This window comes from Pseudomonas sp. TH21, from assembly GCF_016651025.1.
GTDB classification, from domain to species: Bacteria; Pseudomonadota; Gammaproteobacteria; order Pseudomonadales; family Pseudomonadaceae; genus Aquipseudomonas; species Aquipseudomonas aylmerensis.
The window spans coordinates 2,292,224-2,311,790 of sequence record NZ_JAEKEQ010000001.1 but is presented as its reverse complement, the minus strand read 5'-3'; the positions used below and the strand labels follow the sequence as shown (position 1 = coordinate 2,311,790).

Annotated in this window: 17 protein-coding genes and 3 pseudogenes; 14 read left to right on the top strand and 6 right to left on the bottom strand. The window is 63.7% G+C overall.

Annotation, left to right across the window (positions count from 1 at the left end):
- Positions 1–130: 130 nt before the first annotated feature.
- The 3 genes and pseudogenes from JFU04_RS30610 to JFU04_RS10415 form a co-directional block, all read left to right on the top strand.
- A pseudogene (locus JFU04_RS30610) lies at positions 131–1,213 on the top strand (HAMP domain-containing protein); the annotation flags it as partial.
- A gap of 318 nt (positions 1,214–1,531) precedes the next feature.
- A pseudogene (locus JFU04_RS30605) lies at positions 1,532–2,074 on the top strand (methyl-accepting chemotaxis protein); the annotation flags it as partial.
- 105 nt (positions 2,075–2,179) lie between these two features.
- Positions 2,180–3,001: a DeoR/GlpR family DNA-binding transcription regulator gene (locus JFU04_RS10415; RefSeq protein WP_065905775.1), complete on the top strand. Its 822-nt coding sequence runs from the start codon at positions 2,180–2,182 to the stop codon at positions 2,999–3,001.
- 321 nt (positions 3,002–3,322) lie between these two features.
- Here the strand turns inward: JFU04_RS10415 and otnI are convergent, their stop codons facing one another.
- The 5 genes from otnI to ltnD all read right to left on the bottom strand — a co-directional run bounded on the left by otnI (position 3,323) and on the right by ltnD (position 8,596).
- Positions 3,323–4,105, bottom strand: a complete 783-nt coding sequence (otnI, locus tag JFU04_RS10410; protein WP_106804420.1) for a 2-oxo-tetronate isomerase — start codon at positions 4,103–4,105, stop codon at positions 3,323–3,325.
- A 15-nt stretch (positions 4,106–4,120) separates the two neighbouring features.
- A complete protein-coding gene (locus JFU04_RS10405; RefSeq protein WP_201144003.1) occupies positions 4,121–5,581 on the bottom strand; it encodes a GntT/GntP/DsdX family permease in 1,461 nt (486 codons plus the stop codon).
- A gap of 96 nt (positions 5,582–5,677) precedes the next feature.
- On the bottom strand, positions 5,678–6,322 hold the full coding sequence (otnC, locus tag JFU04_RS10400) for a 3-oxo-tetronate 4-phosphate decarboxylase (protein ID WP_201144002.1): 645 nt from the start codon (positions 6,320–6,322) through the stop codon (positions 5,678–5,680).
- Complete coding sequence (otnK, locus tag JFU04_RS10395) at positions 6,319–7,611, bottom strand: 3-oxo-tetronate kinase (protein ID WP_201144001.1); 1,293 nt, start codon at positions 7,609–7,611, stop codon at positions 6,319–6,321. Before otnK ends, otnC begins: the two co-directional genes overlap by 4 nt.
- Positions 7,612–7,621: 10 nt before the next feature.
- Positions 7,622–8,596 carry an L-threonate dehydrogenase gene (gene ltnD, locus JFU04_RS10390; protein WP_342389437.1) on the bottom strand — a complete coding sequence of 325 codons (975 nt, stop codon included), beginning with the start codon at positions 8,594–8,596 and terminating at the stop codon, positions 7,622–7,624.
- A gap of 173 nt (positions 8,597–8,769) precedes the next feature.
- On the opposite strand from ltnD, the gene JFU04_RS10385 reads away from it, so the two are divergent.
- The 7 genes from JFU04_RS10385 to JFU04_RS10355 are packed head-to-tail and all read left to right on the top strand — an operon-like array spanning position 8,770 to position 13,958.
- A complete protein-coding gene (locus tag JFU04_RS10385; protein WP_201144000.1) occupies positions 8,770–9,360 on the top strand; it encodes an amino acid synthesis family protein in 591 nt (196 codons plus the stop codon).
- Positions 9,361–9,405: 45 nt separating this feature from the next.
- The gene (locus JFU04_RS10380; RefSeq protein WP_065905753.1) at positions 9,406–10,239 is read left to right on the top strand and encodes an alpha/beta fold hydrolase; all 834 of its coding nucleotides are present in this window, start codon (positions 9,406–9,408) and stop codon (positions 10,237–10,239) included.
- Positions 10,236–11,717, top strand: coding sequence for an aldehyde dehydrogenase (locus JFU04_RS10375; RefSeq protein ID WP_106804429.1), 1,482 nt, complete (start codon positions 10,236–10,238; stop codon positions 11,715–11,717). The genes JFU04_RS10380 and JFU04_RS10375 overlap by 4 nt, the downstream gene beginning before the upstream one ends.
- Positions 11,718–11,729: 12 nt before the next feature.
- Entirely contained in the window at positions 11,730–12,215 is a 486-nt protein-coding gene (locus tag JFU04_RS10370) for a flavin reductase family protein (protein WP_201143999.1), read from the top strand.
- 11 nt (positions 12,216–12,226) lie between these two features.
- Positions 12,227–12,616 carry a carboxymuconolactone decarboxylase family protein gene (locus JFU04_RS10365; protein ID WP_065905747.1) on the top strand — a complete coding sequence of 130 codons (390 nt, stop codon included), beginning with the start codon at positions 12,227–12,229 and terminating at the stop codon, positions 12,614–12,616.
- 23 nt (positions 12,617–12,639) lie between these two features.
- Positions 12,640–13,392, top strand: a complete 753-nt coding sequence (locus JFU04_RS10360) for a GntR family transcriptional regulator (RefSeq protein WP_065905745.1) — start codon at positions 12,640–12,642, stop codon at positions 13,390–13,392.
- 2 nt (positions 13,393–13,394) lie between these two features.
- Positions 13,395–13,958, top strand: coding sequence for an NUDIX hydrolase (locus tag JFU04_RS10355; RefSeq protein ID WP_065905743.1), 564 nt, complete (start codon positions 13,395–13,397; stop codon positions 13,956–13,958).
- Between the two features lie 1,153 nt (positions 13,959–15,111).
- On the opposite strand, the gene JFU04_RS10350 is transcribed toward JFU04_RS10355, so the two are convergent.
- Complete coding sequence (locus tag JFU04_RS10350; protein ID WP_201143998.1) at positions 15,112–15,405, bottom strand: DUF1330 domain-containing protein; 294 nt, start codon at positions 15,403–15,405, stop codon at positions 15,112–15,114.
- A 69-nt stretch (positions 15,406–15,474) separates the two neighbouring features.
- On the opposite strand from JFU04_RS10350, the gene ribBA reads away from it, so the two are divergent.
- The 4 genes and pseudogenes from ribBA to JFU04_RS10330 all read left to right on the top strand — a co-directional run bounded on the left by ribBA (position 15,475) and on the right by JFU04_RS10330 (position 19,566).
- The gene (ribBA, locus tag JFU04_RS10345) at positions 15,475–16,584 is read left to right on the top strand and encodes a bifunctional 3,4-dihydroxy-2-butanone-4-phosphate synthase/GTP cyclohydrolase II (protein ID WP_201143997.1); all 1,110 of its coding nucleotides are present in this window, start codon (positions 15,475–15,477) and stop codon (positions 16,582–16,584) included.
- Positions 16,585–16,811: 227 nt separating this feature from the next.
- The gene (locus JFU04_RS10340) at positions 16,812–17,837 is read left to right on the top strand and encodes an ABC transporter substrate-binding protein (protein WP_065905739.1); all 1,026 of its coding nucleotides are present in this window, start codon (positions 16,812–16,814) and stop codon (positions 17,835–17,837) included.
- A pseudogene (locus JFU04_RS10335) lies at positions 17,834–18,750 on the top strand (ABC transporter permease). Before JFU04_RS10340 ends, JFU04_RS10335 begins: the two are co-directional and overlap by 4 nt.
- Before the next feature lie 6 nt (positions 18,751–18,756).
- The gene (locus JFU04_RS10330) at positions 18,757–19,566 is read left to right on the top strand and encodes an ABC transporter permease (RefSeq protein WP_065905737.1); all 810 of its coding nucleotides are present in this window, start codon (positions 18,757–18,759) and stop codon (positions 19,564–19,566) included.
- The last annotated feature ends 1 nt before the right edge of the window (position 19,567 follow it).

Below are 19,567 nucleotides of genomic sequence, written 5' to 3'. Positions count from 1 at the left end.
TCAAGTGCGTGCCCGCGCAGTCGATATACAGGGGGTACGCATGGGCAGCACCTCCCCGATAACAACACATGCGACGCTCGACGCTACTGTTTTCCCCTTGCCAAAACTATAAATACCCGCGGGTGAAGTCATGAATATCAAGCAGAAGCTGACCTGGGCCTTTGCGGCCATCGCGTGCCTGCCGGTCATCCTGGTGGCCGTCCTGGTGGTGCTGAATGTGCGCGAGGGGGCCCTGGCCAATTTCCTCGACAGCAGCGGCCGCGAGATCCGCCAGATCGACAATGGCATGAAGCAGTTCTTCGATGGCATCAGCCAGAACGTCGATTATGTGGCCAAGGACCCGCGCGTTGTCGCGGCCAAGGACCTCAAGAACTACGCCGGCGCCGACGCCGCGCAAATCCCCCTCACCCCCACGAACAAAGACCTGCTGGATATTTTCGACCAGTTCGCCAAAAGCCATCCCAGCACCGCCTACCTGTCCCTGGGCCTGAGCGACGGCGGCTACGCCAGCTGGCCGGACGACACCAAACTGAACAATTACGACCCGCGCGTGCGCCCCTGGTACAAGGCGGCCATCGCCGCGCCGGGCAAAACCGTGCGCACCGGTGCGTATTACTGGGCGCCGGACGACGTGGTATTGATTGGCACCGTGCACACCGTGGCCGATGCCACCGGCAACATCCTCGGCGTGGTCGGCCTGGACGTGTCACTCAAGCAGCTCACCGAACTGGTGCGCAACATCAAGCTGGGCGACAGCGGCTATCTGATGCTGGTGGAAGCTAACGGCAACGTGCTGGTGGACCCCAGCGACGCCAAGCACAACTTCAAGCCCCTCGCCGATCTCGGCGCCAACTACGCCGAACTGGCCAAGCGCGGCGACGGCGTGACCCAGGTCGACATCGATGGCGTGGTCTACATGGCCAACGTGGTCAGCTCCAAGGACCTGGGCTGGCGCTTCATTGGCCTGATCAAGCGCGACGAAGTGATGGCCGGTGCGACGAGCCTCACGTGGTTGATCGCTGCGATTGCGGCAGCACTCGCCGTGGTCTTCGCGATTGTCGGCGCCAGCTTTGCCAGCGTGATCGTGCGCCCGATTCGCGGGGTCGCCAACGGCCTGCAGGAGATCGCCGAAGGCGAAGGCGACCTGACACGCCAGCTCACGGTGCAGGGCAAGGACGAAACCGCCACCCTCGCGGGCTGGTTCAACCAATTCCTGGGCATGATCGCGCAATTGGTGCAGCGTATCGGCAATGCCTCCTCCGACCTGCAGACCGCCGCCGCTGACACCAGCGAAGTCGCGCACAACATGAACCAGGCCGCCGGCCGTCAACGCGAAGCGGTGGAACTGGTCAGCACCGCTTTCAACGAGATGGTGGCCACCGCCAACGAAGTCGCCCGCTCCTGCAGCGCCGCCGCAACCAGCGCCGATGAAGGTTATCGCGACGTGCACGACGGCCAGCAGCATATCGGCGAAGCGACCGGCAGCGTGCTCAAGCTCAGCGAAGACCTGCAGCGCTCGACCCAGACCATGCAGCAGCTGGAGCAGGACAGCAAAAACATCAACACCATCCTCGACACCATTCGCTCGATTGCCGAACAGACCAACCTGCTGGCGCTCAACGCCGCGATTGAAGCCGCGCGCGCCGGTGACCAGGGCCGAGGTTTCGCGGTGGTTGCCGACGAGGTGCGGGCCCTGGCACGGCGCACCGCCGACTCCACCGGCGAGATCGACAGCCTGTTGGGCAACCTCGCCCGCCGCACCCAGGAAGTCACCCAGCAGATGCAAGGCAGCCTGCTGGTGTCGCACACCAGCGTGGAGCGCATCCAGCAGGCGCGCGACAGCTTCGACAAGATCCGTGGCTCTGTGGATTCGATCCGCGACCAGAACACCCAGATCGCCACCGCCGCCGAGGAACAGCACCAGGTCGCGGAGGAGATCAACCGGCACATCGCGCAGATCCACGCCGATGCGCAGTTGGTCGAAGGCTTTGCGCATTCGGCGCAGACCGGTTCGGGTCGCCTGACCGATATTTCCGGCCAGCTCAAGGGCCTGGTGGGACGCTTCAAGTTCTGACCGGCCATGCGCGGCAATCGCCTGCAGGGAGCAGGCGAACGCCGCGCGTATTCGCTACTATGTGCAGCAGTTGCCCGCCCATAGTCAGATCGATCCGGAGCCTCAATGCCCAACCCCAAGGACACTGCCCCCGACAGCAGCGCCCCGATGATTCCCGAGCAGCGGCGTGAGTTGATCCTGCGCCAGTTGCGCAAGCATCAAGTGCTCAGCGTGCATCAGTTGATGGAGATGTTCGACTGCTCGCACATGACCGTGCGCCGCGACATCGCCCTGTTGGAACAGGACGGCCGCGCGTATTCGGTGACCGGTGGGGTACGTATTGCCAGCCAGCTGCACAGCGAGCCCAGCCATCAATCCAAAGCCGTCGTCGAATTGCCGCAGAAGCAGGCGATGGCGCGACTGGCCGCGCGGCTGCTGCACGCGGACATGACGGTGTACCTGGATGCCGGCACCAGCACGCTGGAGATCGTGCCCTATATCAAGGCGCTTTCGGGGATGACCGTGGTGACCAACGATTTCGGGATCGTGCAGGCCTTGATGGACGCGCCGCAGGTGACGGTGATCCACACCGGCGGGCAACTCGACCATGACAACCATTCTTCGGTCGGCGGCCTGGCGGTGGCCACCCTGCGCCAGGTGGTCACGGACATCGCGTTCGTGTCGACCAGCTCGTGGGACCTGCACCGCGGCATCACCACGCCCTCGGCGTTGAAGGTCGAGGTCAAGCAAGTGGCGATGCAGTCTGCGTCCCAGGTCGTGCTGGTGGCGAGCAGTTCCAAATACGGCACCTTCAGCATGTACCGCATCACCGGGCTGGAGCCGTTCGACATCATCATCAGCGACGACGCCCTCGCCCCGGCTGCCGCCGATGGCATCCGCAAGCGTGGCATCGAACTGATGCTACCCAGCGACCCGCCGCCCGCCTGACCCACCCCCTCGCCAGCAACCCAGCCCCTACTTGGTGATCTCTATCGCCAAACAAAAATCCCCAAAGCCCCGCCCCTTCCCCTGTGGGAGCCGTCGAGCCCCAGCGAGGCCGCGAAGACGCCGGCATGGGCGCTAGAGACCTACCTGCCCCCCTCGCCAGCAACCCAGCACCCACCTGGTGATCTCCATTGCCAAACAAAAATCCCCACAGCCCCCGCCCCCCTTGTGAGAGCCGTCGAGCCCCAGCGAGGCCGCGAAGACGGCAGCATGGGCGCTAGAGATCTACCTACCCCACCTCCCTCGCCTGCCGCCCCCCCCAGCTCAACGCACCTTCCAGTCCCGCAACCACTGCAGCCCCGCCGACGTATCGCCCCGCGGCCGGTACTCGCAGCCGACCCAACCGTCATACCCCAGTTGATCCATCAGCTCGAACAGATACGCGTAGTTCACCTCACCCAGGTCCGGCTCATGGCGGTCCGGCACGCCGGCAATCTGGATGTGGCCGATGCCGTCGAAGTCGCGGCGCAACTTGGTGGCCAGGTCACCCTCGACAATCTGGCAGTGATAGCAATCGAACTGCACCTTGAGGTTGCTCGCGCCAACTTCACGGCAGATGGCGTGCGCCTGGTCCTGGCGATTGAGGAAAAACCCCGGCATGTCGCGGGTGTTGATCGGCTCCAGCAGCACCGTGACGCCGACCTTGGCCGCCGCCGCGCTGGCGTAGGCCAGATTCTCCAGGTACACGGCGTGATGACGCTCGCGCAAGGACTCCGACGGCAACAGCCCGGCCATCACATGCACACGGGAATTGCCCAGCACCGCGGCATAGTCCAGCGCCCGGTCGAAGCCGCTGCGAAACTCGGCCTCACGCCCCGGCAGCGTGGCGATACCGCGCTCCCCGGCAGCCCAGTCGCCTGGCGGCGCGTTGAACAGCGCCTGCTCCAGGCCGTTGTCGCTCAGGCGCTGCTTGAGTGCCTCGGCGCTGTAGTCGTAGGGAAACAGATATTCCACCGCGTCAAAACCATCGGCCTTCGCCGCAGCGAAGCGCTCGAGGAAATCATGTTGCGGATACAGCATGCTCAGGTTGGCAGCAAAACGAGGCATAAAAGCTCCCAGGATTCAGACAAAAGGCCAGATCAGCAGGGTTATCAGGAAACCCAAAGTACCGAGCAACGTGGTGATCACCGTCCACGTGCGCAAACCGTCCGCGACGTTGAGCCCGGCAAGCTTGGTGAAGATCCAGTAGCCGGCGTCGTTGATATGCGACATCGCCAGCCCGCCACCGCCCATGGCCAGGCACAGCAGCGCCATGTGGTTGGGGGTGAGGTTGAGCGTCACGATCAGCGGGCTGATGATCCCCGCCGTGGTCACCAGGGCCACGGTGGTCGAACCCTGCACCGCGCGCAGCAACATGGTCAACAAGAAGCCCAGCGCCAGCACCGGCAGGCCAGTGGTGCGCAGCATGTCGGAGACTACCGCGCCGATGCCGGTGTCCACCAGCACCTTGCCGAACACGCCGCCGGCACCGGCGATCAGGATCACCATGGCCACACCCGGCAAGGCCGAGCCGATCACGTCGGACACCTGGCTGCGGCTCCAGCCCCGGCGCGAACCGAGCAGCCAGGCGCACAGCAACGTATCGATCAGCAGCGCCACCAGCGGCGCGCCGAGTACGGTCATGACCCCACGCAGGGTCGACTCGATCGGCAGCAACGAGGTCGCCAGGGTACCCAGCAGAATCAGCACGATCGGCAGCAAAATCAGGCCGACAATCAAGCCGAAACCCGGTGCAGGCGCCGCCGGCAGCTTGGCGGCGATGGCGCTGGTGGATTCCTCCAGGCCCATGTGCGACTCGGCCACGGCACTCTGTTGCACCGCCTGTGGGTTGCCGTTGGTCCAGGCGCGCAAGTCTTCATTGGTCACGTGCGGGCCGTACACTTCGGCGCGGATATCGTCGGTCATCGGGTAGAAACGGCGGGTCATGCGCCCCGCCACGCGGTAGCCGATGTAGCACAGCAACGCGGTGATCGGCAGGCCGAACATCAGCACGCGGCCCAGGTCGGCACCCAGTTGGCTGGCGGCGGCCACGGCACCGGGATGGGGCGGCAGGAAGGCATGCACGGTCAGCAGCGCCGCACACATCGGCAGGGCGAACACCAGCAGCGGCTTGCGCGCGCGGCGGGCCACGCCATAGGCCAGCGGCATCAGGATAATCACCCCGACCTCGAAGAACACCGGCACCCCAATAATGAACCCGGCGATGGTCAAGGCCAGCGGCGTGCGGCTATTGCCGAAACGCTCGATCAGCGACTTGGCCAGGGCCTCGGCACCGCCGGACAGCTCGATGATCCGCCCGATCATCGCGCCCAGGGCAATGATGATCGCGATATGCCCCAGGGTCTTGCCCATGCCGCCTTCGATGGTCGCGACCAGGTCAGCCGGTTTCACCCCGGCCACCAGCGCGACCACGATACTGACCAGCATCAGCGCCACAAACGGCTGGAATTTGTATTTGAGTACCAAAAACAGCAGCAGCGCGATGCCCGCGCCGGCGGTTAACATCAGAATCAATGGGCTCATGCGGGTAAGTCCTGTTGTTATTGTTTTTTTAAGCAAGCCGGGTCCGTCGAGCGTCAAACCAGGCGCTCGGGCAGCACTTGCGGTGTGTCTTGCGGGTTACCAGTGCGCGCCGAACGTCTCGCGCAATTCATCCAGTGCCACCTGATCCAGCGGCGCCGGCCGAGGGTTGCTCATCAACCACAGCCGTGCGGTTTCTTCCAACTCTTCCAGCGCGTAGCTGGCCTTGGCCACCGAGCTTTCCCAGACCACCGGACCGAGGCGTTCAAGCATCACCCCGCGCACGCGGTTGGCCAGTTGCGCGACTTGCTCGGCGACCTTGGGCGAACCCGGGCGCTGATAGCCGATCAGTGGAATGTGCCCGACTTTCATCACCTGATAAGGCGTGAGCGGCGGCAAGATATCGTCCGCGCGCCACACCCCGGCCAGGGTCAACGCCACCAGGTGGGTGGAATGGGTATGCACCACGCCGCCGACACTCGGGTTGCGGTCGTAGACCTGGCGATGCAGGGCCAGGGTCTTGGACGGCTTGTCCCCGGACACCCACTCGCCCTTCAGGTTGACCTTGGCAATGGCGCCAGGCGCCAGGCGACCGAGGCACACATCCGTCGGCGTGATCAGCCAGCCATCGTCGAGGCGCGCGCTGATATTGCCGGCACTGCCCACGGTGTAGCCGCGCTGGTACAGGCTATGGCCAACGTCGCAGATTTCTTCGCGCAGGGCCTGCTCGTCGGTGCCGCTCATTGCGCACCTCCGGCCAATTGCGCGAGGGCTTTGGTGAAGAAGTCGCGGCCACCGAAGTTGCCGGATTTCAGCGCGAGTGCCAGCGGCTCGGCAGAACTGCTGACGGTGGCCGGCACGCCCGGATCAATCTGCGCGCCGATCTGCAGCAGGTTGACCCCGAGCGCCTTGACTACCGCGCCGGAGGTTTCGCCGCCGGCAATCACAAAGCGTCGCACGCCTTGCTCGCGCAAGCCCGCCGCAATCGCCCCCAAGGCATTCTCCACCAGCGCGCCGGCGCGTTCGACGCCGAGCTGCTGTTGCACCGCCTTGACCTCGTCCGGGGTGCTGGTGGCGTAGATCAATACGGTGTGTGCACTGCCCTGGGCAAACGCCAGCGCCTGGGCCACCACCGGCTCACCGGCGGCCAGCGCCAGCGGGTCGATGCGCAGCGCCGGGCGCCCCGCTTCGCACCAGGCGGCGACCTGGCCGAGGGTCGCCACCGATGCACTGCCAGCCAGCACAACCTCGCCGCCGCTGATGCTTGGCAACGCCGCCGCGTCGAAATCACGCAGTTTGCCGGCGCGACGGAAATTGCCCGGCAAGCCCAATGCCAGGCCCGAGCCGCCGGTGAGCAATGGCAAGTCGGCGCAGGCACTGCCGAGGGTGTAGAGGTCCTGGTCCGACAGCGCGTCGGCGATGGCAATGCCCACGCCTTGCGCGCGCAGTTCGGCAATCTTGTTGCGCATGGCCTCGACGCCGGCAGCGATGCTGTCATAGCGCAGCAGTCCGACCGGCAGTTGGGTCTGGCTTTGCAGCACGCGCACCAGATTCGCGTCGCCCATCGGCGTCAGCGGGTGATGCTGCATGCCCGACTCGTTGAGCAGTTGGTCCTGCACAAACAGATGCCCGCGAAAAATCGTGCGGCCGTTTTCCGGGAACGCCGGGCAAGCCAAGGTGAAATCACTGCCCAGCGCCTTGAGCAAAGCTTCGCTGACCTGGCCGATATTGCCGGCGGCGGTGGAGTCGAAGGTCGAGCAGTACTTGAAGAAAATCTGCTCGCAGCCCTGCTCGCGCAGCCAGGCCAGTGCGGCCAGGGACTCCTCGACCGCCTCGGCGACCGGTGTCGTGCGCGACTTGAGCGCGATCACAATCGCGTCCGCATCCAGCCCGGCCGCGACTTCACGGCTGGGGATGCCGATGCTTTGCACCGTGCGCATGCCACCACGCACGAGCATGTTGGCGAGGTCGGTGGCGCCGGTGAAATCGTCAGCGATGCAGCCCAGCAAGGGGCGTGCCGTTGGGTTAGTCATGCGGCGTTCCTCACACAGGCTCAGGCTTGGCAGTCGGCAGGTCGATGCCGGGGAAAATCTTGATCACCGCCGAGTCGTCCTCACGGCCAAAACCGGCACTGGAGGCCTGCATGAACATCTGGTGCGCGGTCGCCGAGAGCGGCAGCGGGAATTTGCTCGCGCGGGCAGTATCCAGCACCAGGCCGAGGTCCTTGACGAAAATATCCACCGCCGACAGCGGCGTGTAATCGGCCTTGAGAATGTGCGGCACGCGGTTTTCGAACATCCAGGAATTGCCGGCGCTGTGGGTGATCACCTCGTACAAGGCATCCGCATCCACGCCTTCGCGCAGGCCCAGGGCCATGGCTTCGGCAGAGGCGGCAATGTGCACCCCGGCGAGCAACTGGTTGATGATTTTCACCTTGGAGCCCAGGCCATGCACATCGCCCAAGCGGTAGACCTTGCCCGCCATGCCGGCCAGCACGGCTTCGGCCTTGGCGTAGGCCGCTTGCGGGCCGGAGGTCATCATGGTCATTTCGCCGGCCGCCGCCTTGGCCGCGCCACCGGAGATCGGCGCGTCCAGGTACAGCAGGCCCTGGTCCGCCAGGCGCTGGCCAAGCTCGACGGCGTAGGTCGGGGCCACGGTGGCGCAGCCGATCACCAGGCTCGCCGGGCGCAACGCCGCCACCGCGCCGCCTTCACCGAACAGGACGGTTTCGGTCTGCTCGGCGTTGACCACCACGGTGATGATCACATCACAGGCATCCGCCATCAGCGCCGGCGACGCGCACGCCACTCCGCCTTCGCTGGCGAACTGCTGGGTCACCGCGTCGCGCACATCACAGGCATGCACATTAAAGCCTGCGCGCAACAGCGAACGGGCAATGCCCAGCCCCATCGCGCCCAGACCGATCACACCGACATTCTTATTATTCATGGGGTACTCCAGGGGTAAACGGCGGCTCGCGCTACACCGGCGAGCCGCATTGGAATTGCAGTCGATCATCCACCAATGAACGGATTATGTGAAGTTATTTTTCGATTTAACATTTATTAACATCGCAAGTGCTGACGCCCCCCTCATCGCCTCGCCCCACACGAACTCATCGCTTGCACTTGTGCTTTATGTATTATGGTATACCATCATACGAAATCCACTCGCATCAGACGGAGCAGCCCATGAGTTTCGAAATTCGCAAGATCGTCAGTTACGTAGAAGAAACCTTCATTGAAGGCGGCAAGGCCTCGGACACGCCGGTGACCATGGTCGGCCTGGCCGTCGTGTTGAAAAACCCGTGGCTGGGTCGCGGTTTCGTCGAAGACCTCAAGCCTGAGATCCGCGCCAATTGCTCCGACCTCGGCGCACTGATGGTCGAGCGCCTGGTGGGCATCATCGGCGGCGCCGATAAGATCGAAGCGTATGGCAAGGCCGCCGTCGTGGGCGCCGATGGCGAGATCGAACACGCGAGCGCAATCATCCATACCCTGCGCTTCGGCAATCACTACCGTGAAGCGGTCAAGGCCAAGAGCTACCTGAGCTTCACCAATAAGCGCGGCGGCCCTGGCACCTCGATCCAGATCCCGATGATGCACAAGGACGACGAAGGCCTGCGCTCGCACTACATCACCCTGGAAATGCAGATCGAAGACGCCCCGCGTGCCGACGAAATCGTCGTGGTGCTGGGCTGCGCCGATGGCGGCCGCCTGCACCCACGGATCGGCAACCGTTATATCGACCTGGAAGAACTGGCCGCCGAAAAGGCCCAGTAATCCCGGCGGCTAACACCCTAATAAAAAGGTATGCAGGAGCGCTCCATGATTCGGCTCACCGCTGAACGCACCCCGGCTGGCACCAGTTATCTGGCGACCGGCCAAGGCCAGCCTGTGGTTTTGATCCACGGCGTGGGCCTGAACAAAGAAATGTGGGGCGGGCAAGTCGTTGGCCTGGCCACGAATTACCGCGTGATCACCTATGACATGCTCGGCCATGGCGCCAGCCCGCGCCCGGCCGCCGGCACGCCGCTGCTGGGTTATGCCGACCAGTTGCTGGAACTGCTCGACCACCTGCAATTGCCTCAGGCCACGGTGATCGGTTTTTCCATGGGCGGCCTGGTCGCCCGGGCGTTTGCCCTGCATTACCCGCAGCGCCTGCAAGGCCTGGTGGTGCTCAACAGTGTGTTCAACCGCAGCCCGGAACAGCGCGCCGGCGTGATCGCACGCACTGCCCAGGCCGCCGAGCATGGCCCGGACGCCAATGCCGAGGCCGCGCTGTCGCGCTGGTTCAGCCGCGAATACCAGGCGGCCAACCCGGCGCAGATCGCCGCGCTGCGTGAAACCCTGGCGGGCAACGACCCCCAGGGCTACCTGACCACCTACGAACTGTTCGCGACCCAGGACATGTACCGCGCCGACGACCTCAAGGGGTTGCGCGTGCCGACCCTGGTCGCCACCGGCGAACTCGACCCGGGCTCGACCCCGGAAATGGCCCGGCAACTGGCCGATCGTATTCCCGGCGCCACCGTTGCGGTGCTGGCCGAACAACGGCATATGATGCCGGTAGAATCGCCACGCCTGGTCAACCAGCTGCTGCTGGGCTTCCTCGACACGGTGTACGCCCAAAACAATCCAATCAAGGGGATCGTTGCATGACACTCGCACGCTTCCAGATGTGCATCGGCGGTGAATGGGTCGATGCCCTGTCCGGCAAGACTTTCGACAGCCTCAACCCGGCCCTGGCCGAGCCTTGGGCGCAACTGCCCGACGCCGACGAAGCGGATGTGGAGCGCGCCGTGCAAGCGGCGCAGACTGCCTTCGACAGCCCGGCCTGGCGTGGCCTCACCGCCACCGCGCGCGGCAAGTTGCTGCGTCGCCTGGGCGATTTGATTGCCGAGAACAAAGAGCAACTGGCCCAGCTGGAAAGCCGCGACAACGGCAAGCTGATCCGTGAGACGCGCGGCCAGGTCAGCTACCTGCCGGAGTTCTTCCACTACACCGCCGGCCTGGCCGACAAACTCGAAGGCGGCACGCTGCCCCTCGACAAGCCCGACCTGTTCGCCTACACCGTGCACGAAGCCATGGGCGTGGTCGCAGCAATCATCCCCTGGAACAGCCCGCTGTACCTGACGGCGATCAAGCTCGCACCGGCCCTGGCGGCGGGCAATACCATCGTGATCAAGCCGTCGGAGCACGCCTCGGCGACCATCCTCGAACTCGCGCGCCTGGCCCTCGAAGCCGGGATTCCGCCGGGCGTGGTCAACGTGGTCACCGGCTACGGTCCGAGCACCGGCGCTGCCCTCACCCGCCACCCGCTGGTGCGCAAGATTGCCTTTACCGGCGGCGCAGCCACAGCCCGACATGTGGTGCGCAGCAGCGCGGAGAACTTCGCCAAGCTGTCTTTGGAACTGGGCGGCAAGTCACCGAATATCATCTTTGCCGACGCCGACCTCGACAGCGCCATCAATGGCGCGATTGCCGGCATCTACGCGGCGTCCGGGCAGAGTTGCGTCTCGGGTTCGCGCCTGCTGGTGCAGGATGAGATCTACGATGAGTTCGTCGAGCGCCTGGTGGCGCGCGCCCAACGCATCCGCATCGGTAACCCGCAGGACGACGCCAGCGAAATGGGCCCCATGGCCACCGCGCAGCAACTGGCCGTGGTCGAAGGCCTGGTGGCCGATGCCATCGCCGAAGGCGCGCGCCTGCGCACCGGTGGCAAGCGCCCGCAGAATCTCGGTGAAGGCTGGTTCTATGAGCCGACGCTGTTCGAATGCGACCGCAACTCGATGAAGATCATGCAGGAAGAAGTCTTCGGCCCGGTGGCCTCGGTCATCCGTTTCAAGGACGAAGCCGAGGCATTGGCGATCGCCAACGACTCGCAGTTCGGCCTCGCCGCCGGCATCTGGACTCGCGACCTCGGCCGCGCCCATCGCCTGGCGCGGGATGTGCGCTCGGGGATCATCTGGGTCAACACCTACCGCGCGGTCTCGGCCATGGCGCCCATCGGCGGTTTCAAGAACAGCGGCTACGGACGCGAAAGCGGCATCGATTCGGTGCTGGCCTACACCGAGCTGAAAACGGTGTGGATCAACCTCTCCCAGGCGCCGATGCCTGATCCTTTTGTGATGCGTTAAGAGACCCCGACCATGATCGAACCCGGCATTTACAAAGACGTCATGAGCTCCTTCCCTTCCGGCGTCACGGTGGTCACCACCCTCGACCCGGACGGCGGCATCGTCGGCATCACCGCCAGCGCGTTCAGCGCGCTGTCGATCGACCCGGCCCTGGTGCTGTTCTGCCCCAACTATGCGTCGGACACCTACCCGATCGTGCGCGACAGCAAGCGTTTCGCGATTCATCTGCTGTCCGCCGACCAGACCGCCGAGGCCTATGCCTTCGCCGGCAAAGGCAAGGAGAAGGCCAAGGGCATCGAGTGGCACCTCAGCGAGCTGGGCAACCCGCTGCTGGCCAAGGCCACGGCGATCATCGAATGCGAGTTGTGGCGCGAATACGACGGCGGTGACCACGCAATCATTGTCGGCGCGGTGAAGAACCTGATCCTGCCCGCGCAGCCGGTCACGCCGATGATCTATCACAAAGGCAAGCTGGGCCCGCTGCCCACCCTGGCCTGAGGAGCTGATTGATGAGCACTGAAAAATACCAGCAGGGCCTGAAGATCCGCACCCAAGTGCTGGGCGAGGCCTACGTGCAGCGTTCGATCGACAACGCCGATGATTTCACCCGGCCGCTGCAGGAGATGGTCACCGAGTACTGCTGGGGCCACGTGTGGGGCCGTGAGGGTTTGTCGCTTAAAGAACGCAGCATGATAAACTTGGCAATGATTTCGGCCCTCAATCGGCCCCACGAACTCAAGCTGCATGTGCGCGGCGCCTTGCGTAACGGGCTGAGTCGTGAACAAATACGCGAAATTCTGCTTCAGGTCGGTATTTATTGCGGGGTTCCCGCCGCCGTGGACAGTTTCCGACTGGCCCGGGAAGCGTTCGCCGACGCCGATGCCGAGGCCTCCAGTTAACCGTTACATTCAGAGCAGACCCCATGAAACGCCTGCCACTCGACGACAGCTTCAAGGTCAATCACAACCCGGTCACCCTGCGCGAAATCGTGTTGGAGAAACTGCGCAGCGCCATCATGAACTTCCAGCTGTTGCCGGGTGACCGCCTGGTGGAGCGCGACCTGTGCGACCGCCTCGGCGTCAGCCGCACTTCGGTGCGCGAAGCCTTGCGTCACCTGGAGTCCGAAGGCCTGGTGGAATTCGCCGATGCCAAGGGCCCGCAGGTTGCAATCATTACCTTGGCGGATGCCGTCGATATCTATGAACTGCGCTGCGTGCTCGAAGGCTTGATCGTGCAGCTGTTTACCCTGCGCGCCAAGGCCAAGGACATCAAGGCCCTGGAAAAAGCCCTCGAGGAAAACCGCAAGGCCCTCAAGGACGGCGAGCTGCAACAGGTGATCGATTCGGTGCAGGGCTTCTACGACGTGTTGCTCGAAGGCTCTGGCAACCACGTGGCCGCCACGCAGTTGCGCCAGTTGCAGGCGCGCATCAGCTACTTGCGCGCGACCTCGGTGTCCCAGGAAAACCGTCGCGGCACCAGCAACCAGGAAATGGAACGCATGGTCCAGGCGATCAAGAGCGGCGACCCGCTCGCTGCCCACCAGGCCTGCGTCGACCACGTACGCGCCGCGGCTGCGGTGGCCCTGGATTACCTCAAGCGCAAACAGGAAGAGACCGGCAAAGTCCCCGAGATCACCCTGCCCATCGCCCTCAAAGAACCCCGCATAGGTCACTGAGCGTGTTCAGCCCAAGCTTTTGCCCGAAATGTGGCGGCAGTGACCTCGGTCACCAGCGGCCACCGGGCGATACGCATGAGCGCCTGATGTGCCGTGGCTGCGGCTACATCCACTACATCAATCCGAAGATCATCGCCGGCTGCATCATCGAGCAGGACGGCAAATACCTGCTGTGCCAACGCGCAATCCCGCCGCGCCCCGGCACCTGGACGCTGCCCGCCGGTTTCATGGAAGGTGGCGAGACCACCGAACAGGCCGCGCTGCGTGAAGTCTGGGAAGAAAGCGGCGTACGCGCGGAGATCCTCTCGCCCTATTCGATCTTCAGCGTGCCGAAGATCAGCGAGGTGTACATCATCTTCCGCGCCATCGCGCTGGAGATCACCGGCCAGTTCGGGCCGGAGACCCTCGACTACAAGTTCTTCGCGCCCGAGGACATCCCCTGGGACAGCATCTACTACCCGGCCATCCGGCAGATCCTCGAACGTTACATCGAAGAGCGCCAGGCCGGGGTGTATGGCATCTACATCGGCAATGACGACAGCGGCAAGATCCACTTCATCCGCTGACCTCCAAGCCCAAACACAGATCAAAAAATGTGGGAGCGGGCTTGCTCGCGAAAGCAGTGTGTCAGGCACCGAATGCATCAACTGACACTCAGCCTTCGCGAGCAAGCCCGCTCCCACAGTTGAATCGGTTTATGCCCGATAGACCGAGGTCGCCAGGCCGAGATGCAGGGCCTCTACCACGGCAAGGCCCATTTCATCCGTCGACCTCCAAGCCCAGACACGGATCAAAAAATGTGGGAGCGGGCTTGCTCGCGAAAGCAGTGTGTCAGGCACCGAATGCATCAACTGACACTCAGCCTTCGCGAGCAAGCCCGCTCCCACAGTTGAATCGGTCTATGCCCGATAGACCGAGGTCGCCAGGCCGAGATGCAGGGCCTCTACCACGGCAAGGCCCATTTCATCCGCTGATCTCCAAGCCCAGACACGGTTCAAACATGTGAGAGCGGGCTTGCTCGCGAAAGCAGTGTGTCAGGCACTGAATGCATCAGCTGACACTCCGCCTTCGCGAGCAAGCCCGCTCCCACAGTTGAATCGGTCTATGCCCGATAGATCGAGGTCGCCAGGCCGAGATGCAGGGCCTCTAACACTGCAACGCCCATTTCATCCGCCGACCTCCAAGCCCAGACACGGATCAAAAATGTGGGAGCGGGCTTGCTCGCGAAAGCAGTGTGTCAGGCACTGAATGCATCAACTGACACTCCGCCTTCGCGAGCAAGCCCGCTCCCAAAGTTGAATCGGGTTATGCCCGATAGATCTAGTTCGCCAGGCCGAGAGGTAGGGCCTCTACCACGGCAAGGCCCATTTCATCCGCTGACCTCCAAGCCCAGACACGGATCAAAAAATGTGGGAGCGGGCTTGCTCGCGAAAGCAGTGTGTCAGGCACCGAATGCATCAAATGACACTCCGCCTTCGCGAGCAAGCCCGCTCCCACAGTTGAATCGGTTTATGCCCGATAGATCGAGGTCGCCAGGCCGAGAGGTAGGGCCTCTACCACGGCAAGGCCCATTTCATCCGCTGACTTCCAGACCGAACCGAGTCCCAGTGTGGGAGCTGGCTTGCCTGCGATGGCATCCACCGGGTTCACCGGATGTACCGAGGTGCTTGTATCGCAGGCAAGCCAGCTCCCACATTCGGACCCGGTTGGTTGATACAGCTAGGGCGCCAGGCCTTCCACAATAATAATCTGCGCGACCCCAGCCCCCTCCCGATGCCCCTTCGCCTCCTGGTACTCCACAGACTCATAACACGCCACCGCCTGCTCATAACTATCAAACTCGATCACCACGTTACGCTGGCGCGTCGGCCCGCCTTCGAGCGCGGTGCTGCGCCCGCCCCTGGCCAGGAACCGCCCGCCAAACTTCGCAAACGCCGCCGGCGCGCGTTGGGTGTATTGCGTGTACTGCTCTGCATCGGACACATCCACATGGGCAATCCAGTAGGCCTTCATCGCGACATCCTCTTGTTTGATTTTTGTGGTATACCATAATACATACAACCAACAAATCGAGCACTCTACATGGCCTTCAACAGCATCGCAGACATCATCGAGGACTACCGCCAGGGCAAAATGGTGCTGCTGGTGGACGACGAAGACCGGGAAAACGAAGGCGACCTGTTGCTGCCTGCGGCCTGCTGCACCGCCGAGACTATCAGTTTCATGGCCCGCGAAGCCCGTGGCCTGATCTGCCTGACGCTGACCGACGAACACTGCCAGCGCCTCGGCCTGGAACAGATGGTGCCGAGCAACGGCAGCGTGTTCAGCACCGCGTTTACCGTGTCCATCGAAGCCGCCACCGGTGTGACCACCGGGATCTCCGCCGCCGACCGCGCGCGCACCGTGGCGGCAGCCGTGGACAGCAACGCCGGGCCCGCCGATATCGTGCAACCGGGGCACATCTTCCCATTGCGCGCCAAGGACGGCGGTGTGCTGACCCGCGCCGGCCACACCGAGGCCGGTTGCGACCTGGCGCGCCTGGCCGGGCACACCCCGGCCTCGGTGATCGTCGAAGTGATGAACGACGACGGCAGCATGGCCCGCCGCCCGGACCTGGAGATTTTCGCGCGCAAGCACGGGATCAAGATCGGCACCATCGCCGACCTGATCCACTACCGCCTGAGCACCGAACGCACGGTGGTGCGCATTGGCGAACGCGACCTGCCCACGGTGCACGGCACGTTCCGCCTGATCACCTTTGAAGACCGCATCGACGGCGGCGTGCACATGGCCATGGTGATGGGCCAGCTGCGCCGCGATGAACCCGCGCTGGTGCGTGTGCATGTGATCGACCCGCTGCGCGACCTGGTCGGAGCCGAGTACAGCGGCCCGTCCAACTGGACACTGTGGGCCGCCCTGCAACGCGTCGCGGCAGAAGGCAGTGGCGTGGTGGTGGTGCTGGCCAACCATGAGTCGTCCCAGGCGCTGCTGGAGCGCGTGCCGCAATTGACCCAGACGCCGCGCCAGTTCAGCCGCTCGCAGTCGCGGATTTATTCGGAAGTCGGCACCGGGGCGCAGATATTGCAGGACCTGGGCATCGGCAAGCTGCGTCACCTCGGACCGCCCCTCAAATACGCCGGGCTGACCGGCTACGACCTGGAGGTGGTCGAGAGCATTCCCTTCACCGAATGATGGATAACCGGTAAGGCAAAATGCTTGCACAAAGTTTGGAATACCATAATATGATATTCCATAGACCGAACGCTTTCGCCAAGTGCGCCCGCCAGGGATAGCACCAATAACAGCCCTTGGCACGGTCGCCTTTTGGGGCCTCGAATAGGGGCCTCGATAAACCTACTGCTCCCGATAGGCGGGCATTACCAAGCCCGCTCAATAACAAAACAAATGAGGGCGTGAAAATGGTGTTGAACAAACGTGCAACCGCAGTGCTGTTCGCGGGCTTGCTGGCCACGGCCACTCACGCGGCCCTGGCGGCCGAAAGCGTCAATTTCGTGAGCTGGGGCGGTAGTACCCAGGATGCGCAGAAGCAGGCGTGGGCCGACCCTTTCAGCAAGGCCAGCGGCATCACCGTGGTCCAGGACGGCCCTACCGACTACGGCAAACTCAAGGCCATGGTCGAAAGCGGCAACGTGCAGTGGGACGTGGTGGATGTCGAGGCCGACTTCGCCTTGCGCGCCGCCGCCGAAGGGCTGCTCGAACCCCTCGACTTCTCGGTCATCCAGCGCGACAAGATTGACCCGCGCTTTGTCTCCGACCATGGCGTCGGCTCGTTCTTCTTCTCCTTCGTACTCGGCTACAACGAAGGCAAGCTCGGCGCTGGCAAGCCGCAGGACTGGACCGCGCTGTTCGACACCAAGACCTACCCCGGCAAACGCGCCCTCTACAAATGGCCAAGCCCCGGCGTGCTCGAACTGGCGCTGCTGGCCGACGGCGTACCCGCCGACAAGCTCTACCCGCTGGACCTGGACCGCGCCTTCAAGAAACTCGACACCATCAAGAAAGACATCGTCTGGTGGGGCGGCGGCGCGCAGTCGCAACAGCTGCTGGCCTCCGGCGAAGTCAGCATGGGCCAGTTCTGGAACGGGCGCATTCACGCACTGCAGGAAGACGGCGCGCCCGTGGGCGTAAGCTGGAAGCAGAACCTGGTGATGGCCGACATCCTCGTCGTGCCTAAAGGCACGAAAAACAAAGCCGCTGCGATGAAGTTCCTGGCCAGTGCCAGCAGCGCCAAGGGCCAGGCGGATTTTTCCAACCTGACCGCCTATGCTCCGGTGAACATCGACAGCGTGCAGCGCCTGGATTCAGTCCTGGCGCCCAACCTGCCGACGGCGTACGCCAAGGACCAGATCACCCTCGATTTCGCCTACTGGGCCAAGAACGGCCCGGCCATTGCGACACGGTGGAATGAATGGCTAGTCAAATGAAAATGACGGCAACCACGCCGACCGGGAGCGCCCTCGGCGCTGCCGGCCCGGTGTCCGGCAAGGCTTCGGCGCCGTCCCTGGCGCAGCGCTGGCGGGGGCGAGCAACCTGCTCCCGGCCCTGCTGTTTCTCGGTCTGTTCTTTCTCGCACCGTTGATCGGCCTGCTGCTGCGCGGCGTGCTGGAGCCGGTGCCGGGCCTGGGCAACTATGAACAGCTGTTCGCCAACTCGGCGTATGCGCGGGTGTTGCTCAATACCTTCTCGGTGGCCGGCCTGGTGACGCTGTTCAGCCTGCTGCTGGGCTTCCCGCTGGCCTGGGTGATCACCCTGGTGCCCCGTGGCTGGGGGCGCTGGATCCTGAATATCGTGCTGCTGTCGATGTGGACCAGCCTCCTCGCCCGCACCTATTCCTGGCTGGTCCTGCTGCAGGCTTCGGGGGTGATCAACAAGGCGCTGATGGCCATGGGCATCATCGATGCGCCGCTGGAGATGGTGCACAACCTCACCGGCGTGGTGATCGGCATGAGCTACATCATGATTCCGTTCATCGTGCTGCCGTTGCAGGCGACCATGCAGGCCATCGACCCGATGATCCTGCAGGCCGGCTCGATCTGCGGTGCCAGCCCGTGGACCAACTTCTTCCGGGTGTTCCTGCCGCTGTGCCGGCCGGGGTTGTTCTCCGGTGGCCTGATGGTGTTCGTGATGTCCCTCGGTTACTACGTCACCCCGGCGCTGCTCGGCGGTGCGCAGAACATGATGCTGCCCGAATTCATCATCCAGCAGGTGCAATCGTTCCTCAATTGGGGCCTGGCCAGTGCCGGCGCAGCGTTGCTGATCTTCATCACGCTGGTGCTGTTCTACTTCTACCTGAAGCTTCAGCCGGAATCCCCGGTTGGCGCCAGCAATGCGAGGTAAGCCGTCATGCTGCTGACTCCGAATGCCATGAGCCGCAGGATGCGCCTGGGCCTCTACACCACCACCGGCGTGATCGGCGTATTTTTGCTGCTGCCGATTGTATTTATCGTGCTGCTGTCGTTCGGTTCGTCCCAGTGGCTGGTATTCCCGCCGCCGGGCTGGACGCTGAAATGGTACGCGCAGTTCTTCTCCAACGCCGACTGGATGAACGCGGCGATGGCCAGCCTCAAGGTGGCGGTGCTGACCACGGTGTTTGCCGTGGCGCTGGGCTTGCCCACCGCATTCGCGCTGGTGCGCGGGCGCTTTCCCGGCCGTGAGTTGCTCTACGGCCTGTTCACCCTGCCGATGATCGTGCCGCTGGTGATCATTGCCGTGGCGGTGTATGCGCTGTTTCTCAAGCTCGGCTACACCGGCACGATGTTCGCCTTTGTGGTCAGCCATGTGATTGTCGCGCTGCCGTTCACCATCATCTCGATCATCAATTCGCTGAAACTGTTCGACCAGTCGATCGAAGACGCGGCAGTAATCTGCGGCGCCTCGCGCCTGCAGGCGGTGTTCAAGGTGACCTTCCCGGCGATCCGCCCGGGCATGGTGGCCGGCGCGCTGTTCGCGTTTCTGGTCTCGTGGGATGAAGTGGTGCTCAGCGTGATGATGGCCAGCCCGACCCTGCAAACCCTTCCCGTGAAAATGTGGACCACCCTGCGCCAGGACCTGACGCCTGTGATCGCCGTCGCCTCGACGCTGCTGATCGGCCTGTCGGTACTGGTCATGGTGATTGCCGCCGTCGCTCGTCGACGCACTGAAACCCGCGCTTGAG

Bases quoted from the DNA above. Each gene is read 5' to 3' on its own strand.
- JFU04_RS10415 (WP_065905775.1), top strand. From the start codon at position 2,180: ATGCCCAACCCCAAGGACACTGCCCCCGACAGCAGCGCCCCGATGATT.
- otnI (WP_106804420.1), bottom strand. From the start codon at position 4,105: ATGCCTCGTTTTGCTGCCAACCTGAGCATGCTGTATCCGCAACATGAT.
- JFU04_RS10405 (WP_201144003.1), bottom strand. From the start codon at position 5,581: ATGAGCCCATTGATTCTGATGTTAACCGCCGGCGCGGGCATCGCGCTG.
- otnC (WP_201144002.1), bottom strand. From the start codon at position 6,322: ATGAGCGGCACCGACGAGCAGGCCCTGCGCGAAGAAATCTGCGACGTT.
- otnK (WP_201144001.1), bottom strand. From the start codon at position 7,611: ATGACTAACCCAACGGCACGCCCCTTGCTGGGCTGCATCGCTGACGAT.
- ltnD (WP_342389437.1), bottom strand. From the start codon at position 8,596: ATGATCGACTGCAATTCCAATGCGGCTCGCCGGTGTAGCGCGAGCCGC.
- JFU04_RS10385 (WP_201144000.1), top strand. From the start codon at position 8,770: ATGAGTTTCGAAATTCGCAAGATCGTCAGTTACGTAGAAGAAACCTTC.
- JFU04_RS10380 (WP_065905753.1), top strand. From the start codon at position 9,406: ATGATTCGGCTCACCGCTGAACGCACCCCGGCTGGCACCAGTTATCTG.
- JFU04_RS10375 (WP_106804429.1), top strand. From the start codon at position 10,236: ATGACACTCGCACGCTTCCAGATGTGCATCGGCGGTGAATGGGTCGAT.
- JFU04_RS10370 (WP_201143999.1), top strand. From the start codon at position 11,730: ATGATCGAACCCGGCATTTACAAAGACGTCATGAGCTCCTTCCCTTCC.
- JFU04_RS10365 (WP_065905747.1), top strand. From the start codon at position 12,227: ATGAGCACTGAAAAATACCAGCAGGGCCTGAAGATCCGCACCCAAGTG.
- JFU04_RS10360 (WP_065905745.1), top strand. From the start codon at position 12,640: ATGAAACGCCTGCCACTCGACGACAGCTTCAAGGTCAATCACAACCCG.
- JFU04_RS10350 (WP_201143998.1), bottom strand. From the start codon at position 15,405: ATGAAGGCCTACTGGATTGCCCATGTGGATGTGTCCGATGCAGAGCAG.
- ribBA (WP_201143997.1), top strand. From the start codon at position 15,475: ATGGCCTTCAACAGCATCGCAGACATCATCGAGGACTACCGCCAGGGC.
- JFU04_RS10340 (WP_065905739.1), top strand. From the start codon at position 16,812: ATGGTGTTGAACAAACGTGCAACCGCAGTGCTGTTCGCGGGCTTGCTG.
- JFU04_RS10330 (WP_065905737.1), top strand. From the start codon at position 18,757: ATGCTGCTGACTCCGAATGCCATGAGCCGCAGGATGCGCCTGGGCCTC.